This window comes from bacterium (assembly GCA_029210545.1).
In the GTDB taxonomy this organism is placed as follows: Bacteria; BMS3Abin14; BMS3Abin14; order BMS3Abin14; family BMS3Abin14; genus JARGFV01.
Genome location: JARGFV010000054.1, coordinates 1 through 16,497, shown reverse-complemented (window position 1 = coordinate 16,497; position 16,497 = coordinate 1). Strand labels below are relative to the sequence as shown.

Genomic DNA, 16,497 nt, shown 5'->3' with positions numbered 1-16,497 from the left:
AGCGAAAAGTGTCATTTTCACTTTCCTCACAAATCAATGACTGCCATTGCCGGTCATTGATTTGGGCGCCCCACGCGGGGCGCGTTGATGACTTTGTGCAAAGCCATCAACTGAAAGGATCGCAAAAAGTCCAAGCGGGACTTTTTGCGAGGTGATCAACTCCGGAAATTCATGTTTTTTATATAAACGTCTGTGAAAGGAGGCAATCCTCAATGAAGAAAGTAACCACCGTAGCAATCCTCACCGCCCTGATGATCGTGGGCGTGGCACCGGCAGCATTCGCTGAAACCGCTGAAGGGGCCAGCGGCGGCCTTATGGGAATGGGTATCGCCCTCGCCACCGGCCTTGCCATCGGCATCGCCGCGCTGGGCGGCGGGATTGGACAGGGCATCGCCGTCAGGGGCGCCATGGAAGGGATCGCCAGGAACCCGGGAGCTTCGGGCAAGATCATGACCACCCTGATCATCGGCCTGGCGCTCATCGAGTCACTGGTCATCTACGCCCTGGTCATCTCCTTCATTCTCCAGGGTAAGCTCTAGGAACCAGGGGGGGGGACTTTTTCCCTCCCTCTTTTTTTCACGACCGCTTGTGAAAAGGAATACTTTTTTTATTCAATGCCCTCCGGTTTTTCGAAGGGCTATCGGACACCGCTTAAAGGGGAAACTAATGAGGAATATCTTATGGATCGCCGCCATGATCCTCGTTGCCGCGTCCCCGGCCCAGGCTCTCACCACTTCGGACTGCTTCGACTGCCACTCGGACGACTCTCTCACCAAAACCGTCCAGGGCAGGGAGATCTCCCTATATATAGATGAAGGGACCTTCGGAGCTTCCGTCCACGGTGACCTGGACTGCACGGACTGTCACGAGGACGCGGCCGACGCGGAAGACGAACATGAAGAGGATCTCGGGAAAGTCGCCTGCGAGAACTGTCACGACGACATGACCGGGGAGATAGAGGCCGCGGGACACCCTGCTGAATGTTCCGATTGCCACGGCACCCACGGCATCCTGCCCGGGACAGACTCCCGTTCAACCGTTTACGATTTCAACATCCCGGCGACCTGCTGCCAGTGTCACTCCGATCAGGGCAGCCCTGACGTGTGCGCCGAATACGAGACCGGCGTCCACGGTGTCGTCCTTATCAGGAGCGGCGTCGTGTTTTCCGCCGTCTGCAACGACTGCCACGGCAACCACAATATCAGGGGAGCCGGCGACGAAGGATCCCGGGTGGCACGCGCCAACATCAACGACACCTGCGCTTCCTGCCACCGGGGGATCGTCGAGATCTACAGGACCAGTGTCCACGGCAAGATATCCGCAGACAGTCCCGATGACGCGCCGGTCTGCATCTCGTGCCACTCAGCCCACGATACCGAAAGAGCCATGGACGACGAGTTCCTGCTGACGGTGGTCAAACGGTGCTCGGCGTGCCACGAGGAGATGGGCTACACCTTCAGAAAGAATTATCACGGGCAGGTCACCGGCATGGGGTACACAAGAGCGGCGCAGTGCCCTGACTGCCACGGTTCCCACGGCATCCTCGCCGGGTCGGACCCGGCGTCCATGGTGCATCCTGACAACATTATCGGCACCTGCGGCAAGTGCCACCCCGGAGCCAACAGGAACTTCACCCTCTACATGCCCCACGCCGATTACCATGATGCCGGGAAGAACCCCCTGCTCTACTACGTTTATCTGGCCATGGTCATCCTGCTTTCAGGTGTGTTCGCCTTCTTCGGGATCCACACCCTGCTGTGGTTCATCCGGGCTTATATCGAGCATGCGGGTAAAGGGTCCGGCGGGGCCCACTGATCCGGGAGGTATCTATAATGACCGAACACACTCAAACAGAAAACAGCGGAACCCGGGAGCGCTGGTATTTCCGGTTCAATTATTATCATCGCTTTCTCCACGCTCTCATCATTATCAGTTTCCTGGGGCTCGTCCTGACAGGAATGCCCCTCAAGTATTATCACACCGGGTGGGCCCAGGCCCTTGCGCGCTTCATGGGAGGGATCGGCACGGCGGGTTACATCCACCGCGTGTGCGGCGCCATCACCTGGCTGTACTTCGTCCTCCATGTCCTTTACGCCATCTATTACATTGTCAAGGTCCGTGAGGAACCGCTCCTGAAGTGGTTTTTCGGCCCTGATTCCATGGTGCCATGGATCAAGGACGTGCAGGATGTGGGCGGCCACATTCTCTGGTTCCTGGGAGTGCGGGAACGGCCGAAGTTCGACCGGTTCACCTATTGGGAGAAGTTCGACTACCTGGCGGTCTTCTGGGGCGTCGGGATCATCGGTTTTTCCGGCCTGATGCTGTGGTTCCCGGAAGCGTTCGCCAAGGTGGTCCCGGGGTGGACCTTCAACATCGCCATCATACTGCATTCAGACGAGGCGCTTCTGGCGGCCGGGTTCATCTTCACGATCCACTTTTTCAACACCCACTTGAGACCCGAAAAGTTCCCCCTCGACCACGTCATCTTTACCGGAAGGATCAACGAGGAGGAGTTCATCCACGAAAGGCCCCTCGAGTACCAGCGGATGGTGGACCAGGGCAGACTGGACACCCTCGAGACGACCCCCCCGACCAGGATCTCCCTTATCTGGGCCAGGATCATCGGTTTCATGGCCTATGGGGCGGGTCTCATCATGATCCTGTTCATCATCTATTCCGCCATAAGCGAGTTCCACTGAGGGAGCGGCTCTGGCGCATCGCATCGTCACATTGTGCCCCGGTGCGGTCTTTCAGGCCGCACCGGGGCTCTGATCGCCCTCCACCCCTGTATCTCTAAACCCCCGCATTCATTGACACTCACGGCCGCGGTGTGCTAAAAATCGCAAAGTCGCATAGCTATTCACAAGCACCAGGAGCCTGCCAGGAAAGCCCCAACATGGGTTCCTGGCTATAGTTTGTCGGAAAAAACCGGAACCGAAAAAACCCATCTTCCGACAGATCAGCCTGTCATGCCGGCGGCGTGACGACCGGGGTTTTGCAACGCGCCGCCAGGGGGTGAACTCACTTGACCTCCCCTGCCCGTTCCACCTACCGATGGACCGACTACCTCCTGGGGCTTCTGATCCTCATCGCCGCGGGTGCGGTCTTCTATCCCACGGTGAGGTTTCTTCAACCCGGACAGACCCCTCCTGTTCTTTCAGGAACCCTCATCCCCGCAGCAAACCTCGAGGAGATACCCCCGGGACAGGCCCTGGAAATCGAATACGCCTCCACACCCTGGATCCTTGTCAAGAAGGGCCACGAGATCGTGGCGCTGTCCGGAGTCTGTACCTACCGGGGCTCCGAGCTGGTGTGGGACGCGGGTCGGAATGTCCTGGTCTGCAGCGGCCATGGATGCACCTTTGACCGGCATGGAAACGTTCTGTGGGGCCTTGCCACGAGACCGCTTGAGACCCTCCCGGTCCGGATCGAGGGAAACCGCGTCCACGTGGCGGGGAGGGCAATGTGAGCGGCCGCGACGAACGGCAGGGTCAAAGCCTGCTGAGGGATCTCCTGGACTGGATCGGCATACGCGGGCTCATCTACGGTCCCCTCGACCGGCGGCTCTCCCTCAGGCAGACCATCGAGAAGGCCCTGGGCCGACCGATCCCGTACATCCCCTGGTGGGGATGTTTCGGGGGCCTCGCCTTTGCCCTGTTTATCGTCCAGGTGCTGTCGGGGCTTCTCCTGATGTTCTTCTACGTGCCGGCGGATCCTGATGCCCATCGCAGCATCCTCTACCTTTCCGGCCCTGCTCCTTACGGCTGGCTCTTCCGCACGGTCCACTACTGGGCCGGAACGTTGATGCTGGCTGCCATCATCGTCCACTCCCTGAGGGTCTTCGTTACCGGCGCCTACCAGAAGCCGAGGGACCTCAACTGGGTCATCGGTTCGGCACTGCTCCTGTTCACGGCCGGCTTTTTCCTCACCGGCAGCATCCTGCCGTGGACCCGATCCGCTTACTGGTCAGCGGTATACTGGACCGACCTCGTGGGCACCCTGCCCCTCGCGGGAAACCAGATCAAGCTGTTCCTCCGGGGAGGGGAGCAGGTCAACGGCGCCAGCCTCACAAGGTTCTACGTTTTTCATGTCTTCATCCTGCCGGCGGTGACCACCGTTTTCATGACGGCCCATTTCGCGATCGTGCGGAAGCTCGGCATATCGGAGCCGCTGTGACGAGGAAAGCCTACCGGGTGAGGAAAAAGGGGCTGCGCAAGCGGGACGGTGTCGAATACCCCTTCTACCCTAATTATGTCATCCGCGGTTTCATGGTTGTAGCGGCGGCATTTGCCCTCATCGCCTTCCTGTCAGCGGCGTTCCCTCCATCACTGGACAGGGCTGCCGACCCTCTCCTCACCGGGCCCGATCCGGAGATCAAGGTGGTCTGGATCCTCAAACCGGCCATCATGGCCGAGAGGATCATAGGTTCCCGGACGCTCACATCCTCCGTGACCGCTGTCTTGCTCCTCGGGTTCGTCCTGCTGCCCATCCTGGACCGCTCGGGACGGCGACGGCTTCAAAAACGCCTTTTCCTGGTCATTTCTTTCCTTTTCTTCATCCTGTTTTTCGTCCTGTCGCTCCTTCTCCACAGCGGGGGTTGGGGATGAAGAGAATCAGTGCAAAGTGCAGGGTGCAAAGTGCAGAGAAGATCCCACCAAGGATCGTTTTTGTGGGCATCCTCGTACTGGGGATCCTGGCTTTTCCCCTGTTGGCCAACTCCGGTCATGAAGACAGTTCCTGCATTTCGTGCCACGCAAACCTGGATACCGAAAACGCCAGGCCCGCAGAGCGTTGGGAGAGCGATATCCACCGGCTGGCCGGCCTGCTTTGCACCGACTGCCACGGTGGCGACCCAAAGCGCCTCGAGAGGGCCATGGACCCCGGGAAAGGGTTCATCGGCGCCCCGGAGGGCATGGACAGTGTGCGGCTGTGCGGAGGCTGTCACTCGGACAGCGACCGGATCTCCAGCCCGGTCCTGCCCACCGGCCAGCTGAACCAGTTCCTTTCGGGGCCTCACGGAAAAAGTATCCTGGACGGCCATGGTGGTCCTACCTGCGTCACCTGTCACGGCGCCCATGGGATCGTTCCTGTCGCCGTCCCCTCTTCACCCCTGTTTGGGACGGATTCCGTAAAGCAATGCCTGGGATGCCACGGCGCGGGAGACCTGGCCCGGGACTCCACGGCAAAAAGCTACCTCGAGGGGGTCCACTTCAACGCCCTGGAGGAGGGCCGCAACCTCAACGCCCCGTCCTGCGTCGACTGTCACGGCGCCCACCGGGCTCTGACACCGGGCCCCGTCGTCAGCGCCCGGATCTGCGGAAGGTGTCATAACCGGGAGCTGGCGTACTACCGACAGGGGCCTCACGGCCGTTCCCTCCTCAGCGTGGGACAGCCTGCCTGCACTGACTGCCACGACCATCACCGCACGCAGGCCACGGGGCTCGAGGAACTGGTGGGACGGATCTCGGACCGTTGCTGGAGCTGTCATCCGACGGGCAGCGGACCCTGGGAGCAGGGCAGGGCCATTGACAGCAGCCTCACTCGTGCCATGAGCCTCCTCGAGGAGCTGAAACAGACATCCCTGGAACTTGCGTTGGGCGGGATCCAGACGAGCCGGATCGACCAGTATAACAGGGAAGCCTACAGCTGGCTGGTCCAGGTTGAGTCGGCCCTCCATTCCGTGGACACACAGTGGGAAGAGTTGACAGGGATGGCCAAAGTGAAGATGATGGCCTCCTTGAACCTGTCCCGGGACCATTTCCTCGAAAGAAGGATAAGAAGCTTCGTTTTCCTTCTCCTTGGCCTGCTTTCGGCAGGGATCTTCCTCCTCCTCGCCGTGAAGCTGAACTTCATCGAGAAGGAGCTGCACCGGAGACACGCTCTGGGCAGCCCCGAGGCCAGGCAGCGAGAACAGGAGCGGCACGGCAGATGAAATTCCTCACCCGTATATTCACGGTAATGCGGAGGCTCCGGTTCTACGAGATCCTCCTCCTGGCGTTCGTCGCTGTCGTCCTCGGAGCGTTGAGCGTCATGGAGATCACCAATTCGGCGATCTTCTGCGGCAACACCTGCCATATCATGAGGCCTTATTACGAGGACTGGAAGAGCTCGGCGCACGTCAATGTCCCCTGCGTCGACTGCCACCTCGAACCAACGGACGAACAGCAGTTCGTCCCGGAGTTCCGCGCCCTTGGCCAGGTGGCGAGTTACCTGACCCGCGCCTACGGCGAACACTCCAGGGCCGAGGTCAGCGACGCCAACTGCCTGACGGAAGAGTGTCACTCCCGGAGGCTGCTCGACGGCCGGGTAACCTTCGCCGACAACATCACTTTCGATCACACTCCACACCTTCAGCGCCTGAGACGCGGCAAGATCCTGAGATGCACGACTTGCCACTCGCGGGTCGCCATGGGGGAACACGTCACTGTCGTTGAGGACGCATGTTTTATCTGCCACTTCAAGGCCAACGGCCAAGAGCCGGCCACGGCGAAGTGCACCATTTGCCATGACCCTGCCGGCCTCGATTTCTCCGCGGGGATACGGGAGGAGCCCTTCGAGCACGGGACCTACGTTGACCGGGGAGTGCCATGCCGGAGCTGCCATCAGGGGGTCGTCGGTGGTGACGGACGGATCAGGACCTGTTCGTGCGTCGAGTGTCACGGCCAATCCATGGAAGCGGCGCTGAGCGAACCTGTGGAGCTCCTTCACAGGATGCACGTCACCGACCACAAGGTAAAGTGCGGTACCTGTCACGAGCCCATCAGGCACACCAGCCACGGGGACTCTTCCAGTGCCGCCCTCGGCTGTTCTTCCTGCCACGAGAGCAGGCACAGCGGGATCTGGAGCATGTACAGCGGAACAGGGGCAACGGGGGTCTCTCCCCTGCCGTCACCCATGCACGAGGCCCGTGTCGGGTGCAACGGATGCCACACCGTTCCAACACCTGTTGACGGGAATGAGAGGGAGTTTTCGGGAACCACCATGATCGCCGTGGAGGCGGCCTGCAAAGGGTGTCACATCCCCGGCTACGAAAAGATGATCGGCACCTGGAAAAAAGAGATCGAAACCGCCCTCACCAGGGACCAGGACCTCCTGGACCGTATCCGGGCCGACCTTGGAAAGGATCGGTCCCCCGGTGACCGGCGGATCATCGAACTGGCCGACCGGAACATCCGGTTCGTCCGTTTCGGCGTGCCGGTCCACAACCGGGATTACGCTCTATCCATCCTCGAAAAGACCATCGGGGACCTGGAGAGGATATCAGACAACAGCAAAAAGAGGTGAAGCCATGGTTTTCAAAAAGGTCAGTCGCATCAAGATCCCGGATGCCACGATAAGGAGGCTGTCTCTTTACGACAGGTGCCTCGAGGACTTCCTGAGATCCGGCAAGAAGGTGGTCTCCTCCTCGGACATCGCCAGGAAATGCGGGACCAACCCTGCCCAGATACGCAAGGATTTCGCCTACTTCGGCGAATTCGGGGTCCGGGGTGTCGGGTACTATGTCGAGAACCTCCAGTTCGACATCAAGAAGGCCCTCGGCATCGACCGCGACTGGAACTGCGCCCTGGTGGGGGCCGGGAACCTCGGGTTCGCCCTCCTTGGTACAGATTCCCTGGCCAAACGGGGGTTCAGGATATCGGCCATTTTCGAGCGTGACCCTGTCCTGGTGGAGATGGGAAGCTTCCAGGGTATCCCCCTTTATCCTCTGGAAGAGATGCAGAGGGTCATCCACGCCCTGGCCATCAGGATCGGCATCATCGCCGTCAACCCTGACAGCGCCGCCAGGGTGGCCCAGATGCTCACCGACGCCGGCGTCCGGGGGATCCTCAACTTCACCCCGACCACCATCAAGATCTCGACGGGGGGCATCCTCAAGAACGTCGATTTCGCCATCGACCTAGAGGGACTCGCGTTCCAGTTGAGTAACGAATGAAGCGATTCGAAGAACTCATTATCCAGCGGGGCGCCGAAGCCGCCGACCTCATCGAGAACTTCTGCACCGACAGGGCGAAGACAGTTGCCCGGATCGCGGAAACGATGATCAAGTCGATCCTGTCCGGGGGGAAGATTCTCGTCATCGGCAACGGGGGGAGCGCGGCCGACGCACAGCATTTCGCCGCCGAGCTCGTCAACCGTTTTCTCATGGAGCGCCGCCCCTTGCCCGCCCTGGCCCTCACCACCAACAGCTCCAACCTCACATCGATCGCCAACGACTACTCTTTCGAGCAGGTATTTTCAAAACAGGTCGAAGCCCTGGGCCGGGAGGGTGATGTCCTGCTTGCTCTCACCACCAGCGGCGCTTCAGCCAACGTACTCAAGGCCCTGGAACGGGCCAACGCCCAATCCATGGCGACCGTGAGTCTGACCGGGCCCGACTGCAGCCGGCTTGACCCGCTCTGCGACATCTGCCTCACCGTCCCGGACCGGTCCACACCCAGGATCCAGGAAGTTCACCACCTGGTCCTTCACCTGGTCGCCGAGATCATGGAGATCGCCCTTTTCGCCCATGGCAGCTGACAGCCGATACCCCGACACGCCCATCGCCGACATCGGGACCGGCAAGGTCCGGACGGTCTCGGTGCACGAGCGGCCCGCCAAGGTCAGCCTCGAGCATCTTGGCCAACCCGTCCCTGCCGGCGCGACCCTGGACCAATGGCTGGGCTCGATGCCCGATGCCCCCGGCGTCTCCGGCGTCAGGGAAGCGGCACAGGCCATCCGGACCGCCAGGCGGGACGGCAGGGCTGTCCTTCTCGGCATGGGCGCCCACCCCATCAAGGTGGGCCTGGGGCCCTTGATCAGGGAAGCGGTCGCCGACGGCATTTTCACGGGGATCGCCACCAACGGCGCCGCCATCATCCACGATTACGAAATGGCCCTTGCCGGGAACACCTCGGAAGATGTGGATGCCGCCCTCATGGGCGGTTCCTTCGGCATGGTGGAAGAGACTTCCGTCGCCCTCAACGGCGCCATCCATGAGGCCGCAGGGAAAGGTGAAGGGATCGGGCTTGCGGTAGGCCGCCTCATTGCCGAGGGCGGTCTTCCCAACGCCGGGGTGAGCGTTTTCGCCGCCGCGTACCGGCACCGGATACCGGCCACGGTCCACGTGGCCCTGGGAACCGATATTATCCACATGCACCCTTCCTGCGACCCGGCCGCCACGGGGCAGGCCACCATGAACGATTTCAGGCTGTTCACCCGCCAGGTAGCGGCCCTGGAAAAGGGGGTCTTCATCAACATGGGATCCGCCGTCATCATCCCCGAGATCTTTCTGAAGGCGTGTTCTCTTTCCCTGAACCTGGGCCACTCCCTTGAAGGTCTCACGACCGTGAACATGGATTTTGTCCAGCATTACAGGCCGCGGGTCAACGTCCTCGGACGGCCCACCAGGAGCGGGGGACGGGGGATCAGCCTCACCGGGCACCACGAGATCCTTTTCCCCCTCCTTCTCGCCGCCCTCCGGGAGGCCCCATGACGATCCGGCCCCTCCTTCACACCCCCGACTCCATCCAGGCCGCCTCCGCTCGATGGCGGAACGAGGGACTGACCATCGTCTTCACCAACGGGTGTTTCGACCTGATCCACCCCGGTCACGTCCGTTACCTTCGCGACGCGCGGCAGCTGGGAGACCTCCTGGTTGTGGGGATCAACACCGACGGATCGGTAGCCCGCATCAAAGGGCCCGGCCGGCCCATCCTGGACCTGGGCGAGCGAAGCGAGGTCCTGCTGGCCCTGCGATGGGTCGACGCCGTGGTACCCTTCGACGATCCGACCCCCCTTGACCTCATCGAGAGGATCAGACCGCACGTCCTGGTCAAGGGAGGAGACTGGCCGGTGGACAAGATCGTGGGGCGGGAGGTCGTCGAGGCGGCCGGGGGCAAGGTCCTGAGCCTGCCCTTCCACGAGGGCGCATCGACTTCGGGGATCATCGACCGCATCCGCTCCGCCGAATGAAAGCTGTTTCCCTGACATCTCTTATTGAACAGCCTGGCAGTAACCGGGCGGTCCCGGTATCCGGGCTGACACTGCCGGGGGCGGCGCTTCTCGCCTCCCGGCTGGCATCGTCACGTCCCCTGGCCATTATCACTCCCTCCGCCGAATCGGCCCAGGCTTTTACACGGGACCTGTCCCTGTTCATGGGAAAAGCCGGGCCCTGCACCCTCCCCCCATCCGAGTCTCTGCCCTACGAGCAGCTGACCCCGGACGTCGACACGGCTGCCGCGAGGATCGCGGCCCTGGCGTCGTTAAGGTCCGGTGAGCGCACTGTCGTGATCCCGGCCGAGGCCCTGTCCCAGCCGGTCCCGCCGCCGGGGGCCCTTGATCGCTGGGTATTGACCGTCAGGGAAGGCGCATCGGTGGATCGGGACGAGCTCACGGGCAGGCTGGCCGCCATGGGCTACCGTCGGGAGCCTGTGGCCCTTCATGTCGGTGACGTGGCTGTCAGGGGCGGCATCGTGGACATCTTCTCACCCCTTTCGGAAAAGCCGATGCGCATCGAGCTGTGGGGCGAAGACATCCAGTCGATCCGTTTCTTCGACCCGGAGACTCAACGGTCGGCCGGACCTGCCCACGATCGCTCCATCTTTCCGGTCACCGAGTTCCTCCTCGGGCCGGAGGAGCTGAAAGAGGCCGCAGACCGTCTCAGCCGCCAGATGGCGGCTGCCGGAGTCCGGGCTGCCGAGAGGGAGCGCACTTTATCCCTGTTCGTGGAGCGTAGCGGGTTCCCGGGTGCGAGCCTCTACCTTCCCCTGGCTTACGGCGAAGCGTTTTACCCCCTGGATCACCTGCACGGGGAGACCCTGATTTTTCTCTACGAACCCCGGGAGATCAGGGCAAGCCTCGACAGGTTCTCGTCCCTCGCCCTCAAACGTCACAGTCCGCCCTTTCCGGAACCGGGCCTGGTCTACCAGGACCCGGACAGGACATACAGCGAGGTCACCGCGCGTCCGGGCATCAGCGTTTCCATGTTCGATCTCCCGGGCGCCCGTTCCATCTCGTGCCTGCCTCCCCTTCCCGACAACCTTCCCGCCTCCAGGCCGGACCGCATGGTGGAACTGATCCGTCTCCTCGAGGACAAGGGCGGGGAGGACACCGTGGTCCTGTGTATCCGTTCCTCTTCGGCAGCCGAGCGCCTCGGTTCGGTCATCGCCGAAGCGGGGCACCTGACCCGCCTGGCGCAGGGCTTTCCGGAGGCCGTCAGGACGCCAGGGACCTCCCTCGTCATCGGGACCCTTTCCGGGGGGTTTCACCTGCCCGGGGAAAAGCTCACCATCATCAGCGACGCCGACATCTTCGGGCCGGCAAGGGCAACCAGGCCATCCACGGTGACCTTCCCCGAGTGGGAACTGCCCATCGGCTCCCTCATCCCCGGAGACGTAGTCGTGCACATAGACCACGGCATCGGCCGCTACGAGGGGCTGCGGCAGCTCGAAGTGGCAAAGACCGTGGATGATTTTCTGCAGATCACATACGCGGACGGCAACTCCCTTTACGTTCCCGTCTGGCACATGAACCGGGTCCAGAGGTACCGGAGCAGCTCCGAGACCCCTCCCCCCCTGAGCAGGCTTGGTTCCGTGTCGTGGAACAGGTCCAAGGACCGGATCCGGCGATCCTTGAAGCTCATGGCCGACGAACTGCTCAAGGTGTCGGCAGCCAGGGAGGGGCAGGTCGGACATCCGTTCCGGCAGCCAGACAGCCTGTTCAGGGAGTTCGAGGCTTCCTTTCCCTGGGCCGAGACGCCCGACCAGGAACGTTCCATCGCGGAGGTGATATCCGATATGACCTCGCCGACACCCATGGACCGCCTCGTGTGCGGTGACGTCGGGTTCGGCAAAACGGAGGTTGCCCTGCGCGCCGCCTTCCTGGCGGCTGCGGACGGGAAACAGACCGCGCTCCTGGTCCCCACCACGGTCCTCGCGCAGCAGCACTTCCAGACCTTTTCCCAGCGCCTGAAGGATTTTCCCGTCACGGTGGGACTGCTCAGCCGTTTCGTAACCCCTGCCCGGCAGAAGGAGGTCGTCGAATCGCTGGCGGCCGGAGAGCTCGACATTGTCATCGGCACCCACAGGCTCCTGTCCAAGGACATCTCTTTCGCCGATCTCGGGTTGATCATCATCGACGAGGAGCACCGCTTCGGAGTCAGGCACAAGGAAAAGCTTAAAAAGTTCCGCCAGTCGGTGGACATCCTCACCCTTTCGGCCACACCCATCCCCCGCACCCTCTTCCAGGCTTTTTCGGGGCTGCGGAGCCTGTCCCTCATCCACACCCCTCCGGCGGACCGGAAATCGGTCCACACCGAGGTCCGGTATTTCGACGAGGATGTCATCGCGGACGCCATCACAAAAGAGCTCGACCGGGGCGGGCAGGTCTATCTGGTGCACAACCGGATCGAGACCATCGGCGCCATGAGGGACATGGTCAGGAAGCTGGTGCCGCACGCACGGGTCGGGCTCGCCCACGGGCAGATGAGCGAAAGGGAGCTCGAAGAGGTCATGGTCCGTTTCCTGGACCATGAATATGACGTCCTCGTAACGACCGCCATTATCGAATCGGGCCTCGACATCACCAACGCCAACACTCTCATCGTCAACAGGGCCGACCGGTTCGGCCTGGCCCAGCTTTACCAGCTCCGTGGCAGGGTCGGCCGTTCCCCCGTGAGAGCCTACTCCCATTTTTTTGTTCCGTCAGAGAACGCTATCGGCAGCAAGGCCAAGCAGCGGCTGCGAAGCCTCAGGGAGCTTACAGAGCTGGGATCGGGCTTCCGTCTGGCCTCCTACGATCTGGAGATGAGGGGAGCGGGGAACCTCCTTGGCGAGGAACAGTCCGGCAGGGTCGACGCCGTCGGGCTCGAGCTGTACTCCCAGCTCCTGGAACAGGCGGTCAGGGAAGCCGCGGGACAGGAGACCCTTCTCCAGGTCCAGCCCAACGTCACCTTACCCCTTCCGGCCTACCTTCCCGAGGATTACCTCCCGGAGGTGGGAGAGCGCCTGACTCTTTACAAGCGCCTCGCCGGGACCCCCGACCTGGCCGCGCTGGAGTCGCTGCGGGAGGAGACCGCCGACCGGTTCGGCAGGTTCCCCCCGGAGGTCAGCGGACTGTTCACGAGAATGGAGGTGGAGATCACCGCCCGGAGCATGGCCATCGAGCGCATCGACTCGGCCGGGCCGTATATCATAGTCGTTTTCCATCCGGAGGCCAGAATATCACCGGATGCCCTGGTCCGCATGCTGTCGTTGGACAAGAGACTGACCTTCGCGCCGCCCACGACCCTGAAACTGGACGTTTCCGGCTTTCCCTCGGCCAGTGACAGGATAACGTTCATGATGGATATCTTGCGGTCCCTGTAACTTCCTGATAATACACAGTGCAGCCATGAAAAAAACTGCCTTCATCCTGATCGTCCTCGCCGCCCTGAGCGGTTCCGCCTACCTGGTTTACCATTTCGCCCGGTCCGCCCCGGCACCTGTCCCGCCTCCTGAGCCCGGTGACAGCCTGGTCGCCGAGGTCAACGGCAGAACGATCACAGCCGCGGTCTTCGGGGAAAAGTACAAGCGTTTTACCGTCCGCTTCCACGCCCCGGTGGCCAGCACCCCCTCGGCAGTCCGGGAGCTCAAGATGGGGTTCCTCAACAAGCTCATCGAGACCGAGCTCCTGCTCCAGCAGGCCGAGATGCGCGGGCTGACCGTAAGTGACGAGGAACTAGACCGGGAGATCGAACAGCTCAAGCAGGATTATCCCAAGGATACCCTCAACGAGGCTCTCGACAAGATCGGCGTCAAGCTGGAGGAGTGGAGGCAGGACCGCGCGGAGAAGCTTCTCATCGACAAGCTCATCCAGCAGGAGATCGACAGCGTGATCCACGTCAGCGCGGATGATATCCAGGAACATTACGAGGCCAACCGGGAGCAGTTCCAGCAGCCGCTCATGGTCCGGGCCCGCCAGATCGTCGTCGCCACCGAAGAGGAGGCCGACAGCCTGAGAGCACGTATTGTCCGGGGTGAGGATTTCGCCGAACTGGCAAAATTGCACAGCCTCAGTCCCGACGCCGAAAACGGCGGAGACCTGGGAGTCTTCGCCAAGGGACAGATGCCTGAAGAGTTCGACGAAGCCGTTTTCCGGTACAGGGTCGGCAGTATCAGCAAAGTCGTCCACTCACCCTACGGCTATCACCTCTTCAAGGTGGAGGAACGCATCCGCCCTCACACCCTGGCCATCGAAGAGGTGCAGGATAAGATCAAGGCCACCATCTTCCAGAAGCGCCAGGAAATATTCTTCAAGGAGTGGCTCGAGTCCCTGAAAAGCCAGGCAAGGATCGTCATTTTTCCGGAAAACATGGAGGAGATCTTCTAGATGAAAGGAGTTATCAAGGTTGCCTGTGCCGCTTTTGGCCTCCTTTTTTTCTCCGCCGTTCCGTCCCCGGCAGCGGACACGGTGGTCGCGCGCGTGGGGAGCGAGCCGATCACCCGGATGGAGGTGATCACTGCCCAGGCCCGGAATCCTGACATGGCCCGTGACCAGGTCCTGGAATCCCTCATCGAACAGCGCCTGATCCTTTCCTGGGCCGGCCAGAACGACCTGACCGTCTCCGAAGAGGAGGTGGACAGGGTTGAGCGCTCTCTCAGGGAGAACAACAACCTCACCGCCGAGCAGTTCGAGCAGGCCCTGAGAGCCAGGGGCGAGACAGTCCAGACCTTCAGGGACGGCCTCCGGGAGCAGATCCTTACCAACCGTGCCCTGGGAACCGCCCTCAGGGACAGATTGAACGTTTCGGAAGGGGAGATCGACCAGCTCTACCGGCAGAGCTTCCCCGCCGTGGAGACCGTCACACTGAGGCACATCCTCTTGAAGGTGGACAAGGAAGCCACGGACACCGAAGCCGAAGCGGTGAAAAACGGTGCCGTTGAGATCTACCGTCAGCTTCAGGGCGGGGCCTCCTTCGACGCCATGGTCCGCCGGCATTCCGGGGACGCGTCCTCCCTGGATACGGGAGGCCGGCTCGGCACCTTCCACAAGGGGGAGCTGATACCCGAGCTGGAAACCGCCGTAACGAACCTCGCCGCCGGTGAGGTTTCAGAGCCTGTCAGGACAGCCGCGGGTTTCCACATCGTCCTGGTAGAATCACGGGACACCGAAGACCCTCCGCCCATGAACACGGTAAGGGATCAGCTGTTAAACCGCCTGAGGGCGGAGAAGGAAACCAGGGCCCGGAACGACTGGCTGCGGGAGATCCGGGAAAAGGCCTATATCGAGGTCTTTGATAAAAGCGAGTAGGCCTGCCGGGCCTCTCGGTGACTATTGTTAATCGCTGAAGTCCGTGCGGGACTTCAGCTCCACGGAGATCGAAAAATGCGATTTTCGCTCTCCTCACGGATCGAGCACGCAGCCCTTGGCATTCGATCCGGGCGCCGCTTTCAGGCGCGGTTATAAAAGCTTTAAGCTGTTTTAGCTTTAAGCTTTTAGCTGCCAGCTGCTAGCTAAACCCCGAGCGAGCACCACATATGGGGCACATGGATGGTTGAAAGCTATGACTGACAGCACTCCTGACCGCCTGAGAATGGACCTTTTCCTCAAGCGGTCACGGCTCGTCAAGCGGCGACCCCTTGCCGCCACCCTCTGCGACAACGGATACGTGAGTCTCAACGGCCGCGAGGCCCAACCGGGGAAACCGGTTCGGGTGGGGGACCGGATCGAGGTCCGATACGCCAGAAAGAAGGTGCTGGTGGAGGTGACGGGGATACCGGGGAAGGCAGGTAAGAAGGATGAGGAATACTGCCGGGTGCTGAGGGAAGAGGAGATCGAGGAATAAAATGCTGAAGCTCCTTCGCGCCAGAATACAGCAGAAGCACCGGACCATGGGCTACCCGGACGCGTCGCCGCCGGAGATGCCCGACCGGTTCGCGGGCAGGCCAGTCCCCGGCTGCCCACCTCACCCCCTCACCATCCTCGACGGGCTCCTGCGGTTCCTGGGGTACCCGGTAACCGGGTGAAGACCGGGGTGCCCTTCACAAGCCTCCCACCAGACCCCGGAACCTCCAGTGGCCGGTGTCCCGTCGTCGCTAAAGCATTGGTGGACTGGAAATCTATGGGTGACAAGCCGGAGGACAAGGGAGCCGGAAAAAGCTTGGACCAACAACCCTGAAATGAAAAGCAATTCCCGCTCCGCCTTCCAAGGATTCCCTACTTTTTTAAAACTTTTATTCCAACTTCAACAACGCCATATGTAAACCCAAAAATAAACCCAACTGTAAATGCTTCTGGACAGGAACACGGCCTTCCCCCTCACCCCGGCCCTCTCCCCAAAGCCCCTTCCCCTCCTTCTTTCCGTCCCCTGATGGTCACTGGATCCCGCCAACGGTGGGACTCGGGGTCTTAAACATCTCGAAGGAGGGGTTTCTCTCACCCCCACCTCCTTTCAGCAACCAACCTTGATAGAGTCGCAAAAAGTCCAATCCGGGACTTTTCGCTCCACGGAAAGGGAAAAGCGTCGTTTTCCCTTTCCTT

General features: G+C 61.5%; 17 protein-coding genes. All 17 read left to right on the top strand.

The features are described 5' to 3' along the window. The first annotated feature begins 212 nt into the window (after positions 1-212). The 17 genes from atpE (at position 213) to P1S46_07300 (ending at position 15,983) form a co-directional block, all read left to right on the top strand. Positions 213-539: an ATP synthase F0 subunit C gene (gene atpE, locus P1S46_07380; protein MDF1536307.1), complete on the top strand. Its 327-nt coding sequence runs from the start codon at positions 213-215 to the stop codon at positions 537-539. A gap of 127 nt (positions 540-666) precedes the next feature. Continuing rightward, positions 667-1,815 carry a hypothetical protein gene (locus P1S46_07375; protein MDF1536306.1) on the top strand — a complete coding sequence of 383 codons (1,149 nt, stop codon included), beginning with the start codon at positions 667-669 and terminating at the stop codon, positions 1,813-1,815. Between the two features lie 17 nt (positions 1,816-1,832). Continuing rightward, positions 1,833-2,699 (top strand): hypothetical protein, encoded by an 867-nt coding sequence (locus P1S46_07370; GenBank protein MDF1536305.1) that lies wholly within the window; start codon positions 1,833-1,835, stop codon positions 2,697-2,699. Positions 2,700-3,025: 326 nt separating this feature from the next. Continuing rightward, positions 3,026-3,469: a Rieske 2Fe-2S domain-containing protein gene (locus P1S46_07365; protein ID MDF1536304.1), complete on the top strand. Its 444-nt coding sequence runs from the start codon at positions 3,026-3,028 to the stop codon at positions 3,467-3,469. Further along, positions 3,466-4,176, top strand: a complete 711-nt coding sequence (locus tag P1S46_07360) for a cytochrome b N-terminal domain-containing protein (GenBank protein MDF1536303.1) — start codon at positions 3,466-3,468, stop codon at positions 4,174-4,176. Before P1S46_07365 ends, P1S46_07360 begins: the two co-directional genes overlap by 4 nt. Continuing rightward, entirely contained in the window at positions 4,173-4,607 is a 435-nt protein-coding gene (locus P1S46_07355; GenBank protein ID MDF1536302.1) for a hypothetical protein, read from the top strand. The genes P1S46_07360 and P1S46_07355 overlap by 4 nt, the downstream gene beginning before the upstream one ends. Then, positions 4,604-5,932, top strand: a complete 1,329-nt coding sequence (locus P1S46_07350; GenBank protein ID MDF1536301.1) for a cytochrome c3 family protein — start codon at positions 4,604-4,606, stop codon at positions 5,930-5,932. The genes P1S46_07355 and P1S46_07350 overlap by 4 nt, the downstream gene beginning before the upstream one ends. Beyond that, complete coding sequence (locus tag P1S46_07345) at positions 5,929-7,284, top strand: NapC/NirT family cytochrome c (protein MDF1536300.1); 1,356 nt, start codon at positions 5,929-5,931, stop codon at positions 7,282-7,284. Before P1S46_07350 ends, P1S46_07345 begins: the two co-directional genes overlap by 4 nt. A 4-nt stretch (positions 7,285-7,288) precedes the next feature. Further along, positions 7,289-7,933 carry a redox-sensing transcriptional repressor Rex gene (locus tag P1S46_07340; GenBank protein MDF1536299.1) on the top strand — a complete coding sequence of 215 codons (645 nt, stop codon included), beginning with the start codon at positions 7,289-7,291 and terminating at the stop codon, positions 7,931-7,933. Continuing rightward, positions 7,930-8,517: a D-sedoheptulose 7-phosphate isomerase gene (locus P1S46_07335; GenBank protein ID MDF1536298.1), complete on the top strand. Its 588-nt coding sequence runs from the start codon at positions 7,930-7,932 to the stop codon at positions 8,515-8,517. Before P1S46_07340 ends, P1S46_07335 begins: the two co-directional genes overlap by 4 nt. Next, entirely contained in the window at positions 8,507-9,472 is a 966-nt protein-coding gene (locus P1S46_07330) for a hypothetical protein (GenBank protein ID MDF1536297.1), read from the top strand. The genes P1S46_07335 and P1S46_07330 overlap by 11 nt, the downstream gene beginning before the upstream one ends. After that, complete coding sequence (gene rfaE2, locus P1S46_07325; protein ID MDF1536296.1) at positions 9,469-9,951, top strand: D-glycero-beta-D-manno-heptose 1-phosphate adenylyltransferase; 483 nt, start codon at positions 9,469-9,471, stop codon at positions 9,949-9,951. Before P1S46_07330 ends, rfaE2 begins: the two co-directional genes overlap by 4 nt. Continuing rightward, positions 9,948-13,343, top strand: coding sequence for a transcription-repair coupling factor (gene mfd / locus P1S46_07320; protein ID MDF1536295.1), 3,396 nt, complete (start codon positions 9,948-9,950; stop codon positions 13,341-13,343). The genes rfaE2 and mfd overlap by 4 nt, the downstream gene beginning before the upstream one ends. Positions 13,344-13,368: 25 nt before the next feature. After that, entirely contained in the window at positions 13,369-14,346 is a 978-nt protein-coding gene (locus P1S46_07315; GenBank protein MDF1536294.1) for a peptidylprolyl isomerase, read from the top strand. Beyond that, positions 14,347-15,267 carry a peptidylprolyl isomerase gene (locus P1S46_07310; protein MDF1536293.1) on the top strand — a complete coding sequence of 307 codons (921 nt, stop codon included), beginning with the start codon at positions 14,347-14,349 and terminating at the stop codon, positions 15,265-15,267. A 253-nt stretch (positions 15,268-15,520) separates the two neighbouring features. Continuing rightward, positions 15,521-15,802: an RNA-binding S4 domain-containing protein gene (locus P1S46_07305; protein ID MDF1536292.1), complete on the top strand. Its 282-nt coding sequence runs from the start codon at positions 15,521-15,523 to the stop codon at positions 15,800-15,802. A gap of 1 nt (position 15,803) precedes the next feature. Next, a complete protein-coding gene (locus P1S46_07300) occupies positions 15,804-15,983 on the top strand; it encodes a hypothetical protein (protein MDF1536291.1) in 180 nt (59 codons plus the stop codon). The last annotated feature ends 514 nt before the right edge of the window (positions 15,984-16,497 follow it).

Coding starts and splice junctions, on each gene's coding strand:
- P1S46_07370 (MDF1536305.1), top strand. CDS start 1,833: ATGACCGAACACACTCAAACAGAAAACAGCGGAACCCGGGAGCGCTGG.
- P1S46_07305 (MDF1536292.1), top strand. CDS start 15,521: ATGACTGACAGCACTCCTGACCGCCTGAGAATGGACCTTTTCCTCAAG.
- rfaE2 (MDF1536296.1), top strand. CDS start 9,469: ATGACGATCCGGCCCCTCCTTCACACCCCCGACTCCATCCAGGCCGCC.
- atpE (MDF1536307.1), top strand. CDS start 213: ATGAAGAAAGTAACCACCGTAGCAATCCTCACCGCCCTGATGATCGTG.
- P1S46_07340 (MDF1536299.1), top strand. CDS start 7,289: ATGGTTTTCAAAAAGGTCAGTCGCATCAAGATCCCGGATGCCACGATA.
- P1S46_07350 (MDF1536301.1), top strand. CDS start 4,604: ATGAAGAGAATCAGTGCAAAGTGCAGGGTGCAAAGTGCAGAGAAGATC.
- mfd (MDF1536295.1), top strand. CDS start 9,948: ATGAAAGCTGTTTCCCTGACATCTCTTATTGAACAGCCTGGCAGTAAC.
- P1S46_07330 (MDF1536297.1), top strand. CDS start 8,507: ATGGCAGCTGACAGCCGATACCCCGACACGCCCATCGCCGACATCGGG.
- P1S46_07335 (MDF1536298.1), top strand. CDS start 7,930: ATGAAGCGATTCGAAGAACTCATTATCCAGCGGGGCGCCGAAGCCGCC.
- P1S46_07375 (MDF1536306.1), top strand. CDS start 667: ATGAGGAATATCTTATGGATCGCCGCCATGATCCTCGTTGCCGCGTCC.
- P1S46_07300 (MDF1536291.1), top strand. CDS start 15,804: ATGCTGAAGCTCCTTCGCGCCAGAATACAGCAGAAGCACCGGACCATG.
- P1S46_07315 (MDF1536294.1), top strand. CDS start 13,369: ATGAAAAAAACTGCCTTCATCCTGATCGTCCTCGCCGCCCTGAGCGGT.
- P1S46_07310 (MDF1536293.1), top strand. CDS start 14,347: ATGAAAGGAGTTATCAAGGTTGCCTGTGCCGCTTTTGGCCTCCTTTTT.
- P1S46_07345 (MDF1536300.1), top strand. CDS start 5,929: ATGAAATTCCTCACCCGTATATTCACGGTAATGCGGAGGCTCCGGTTC.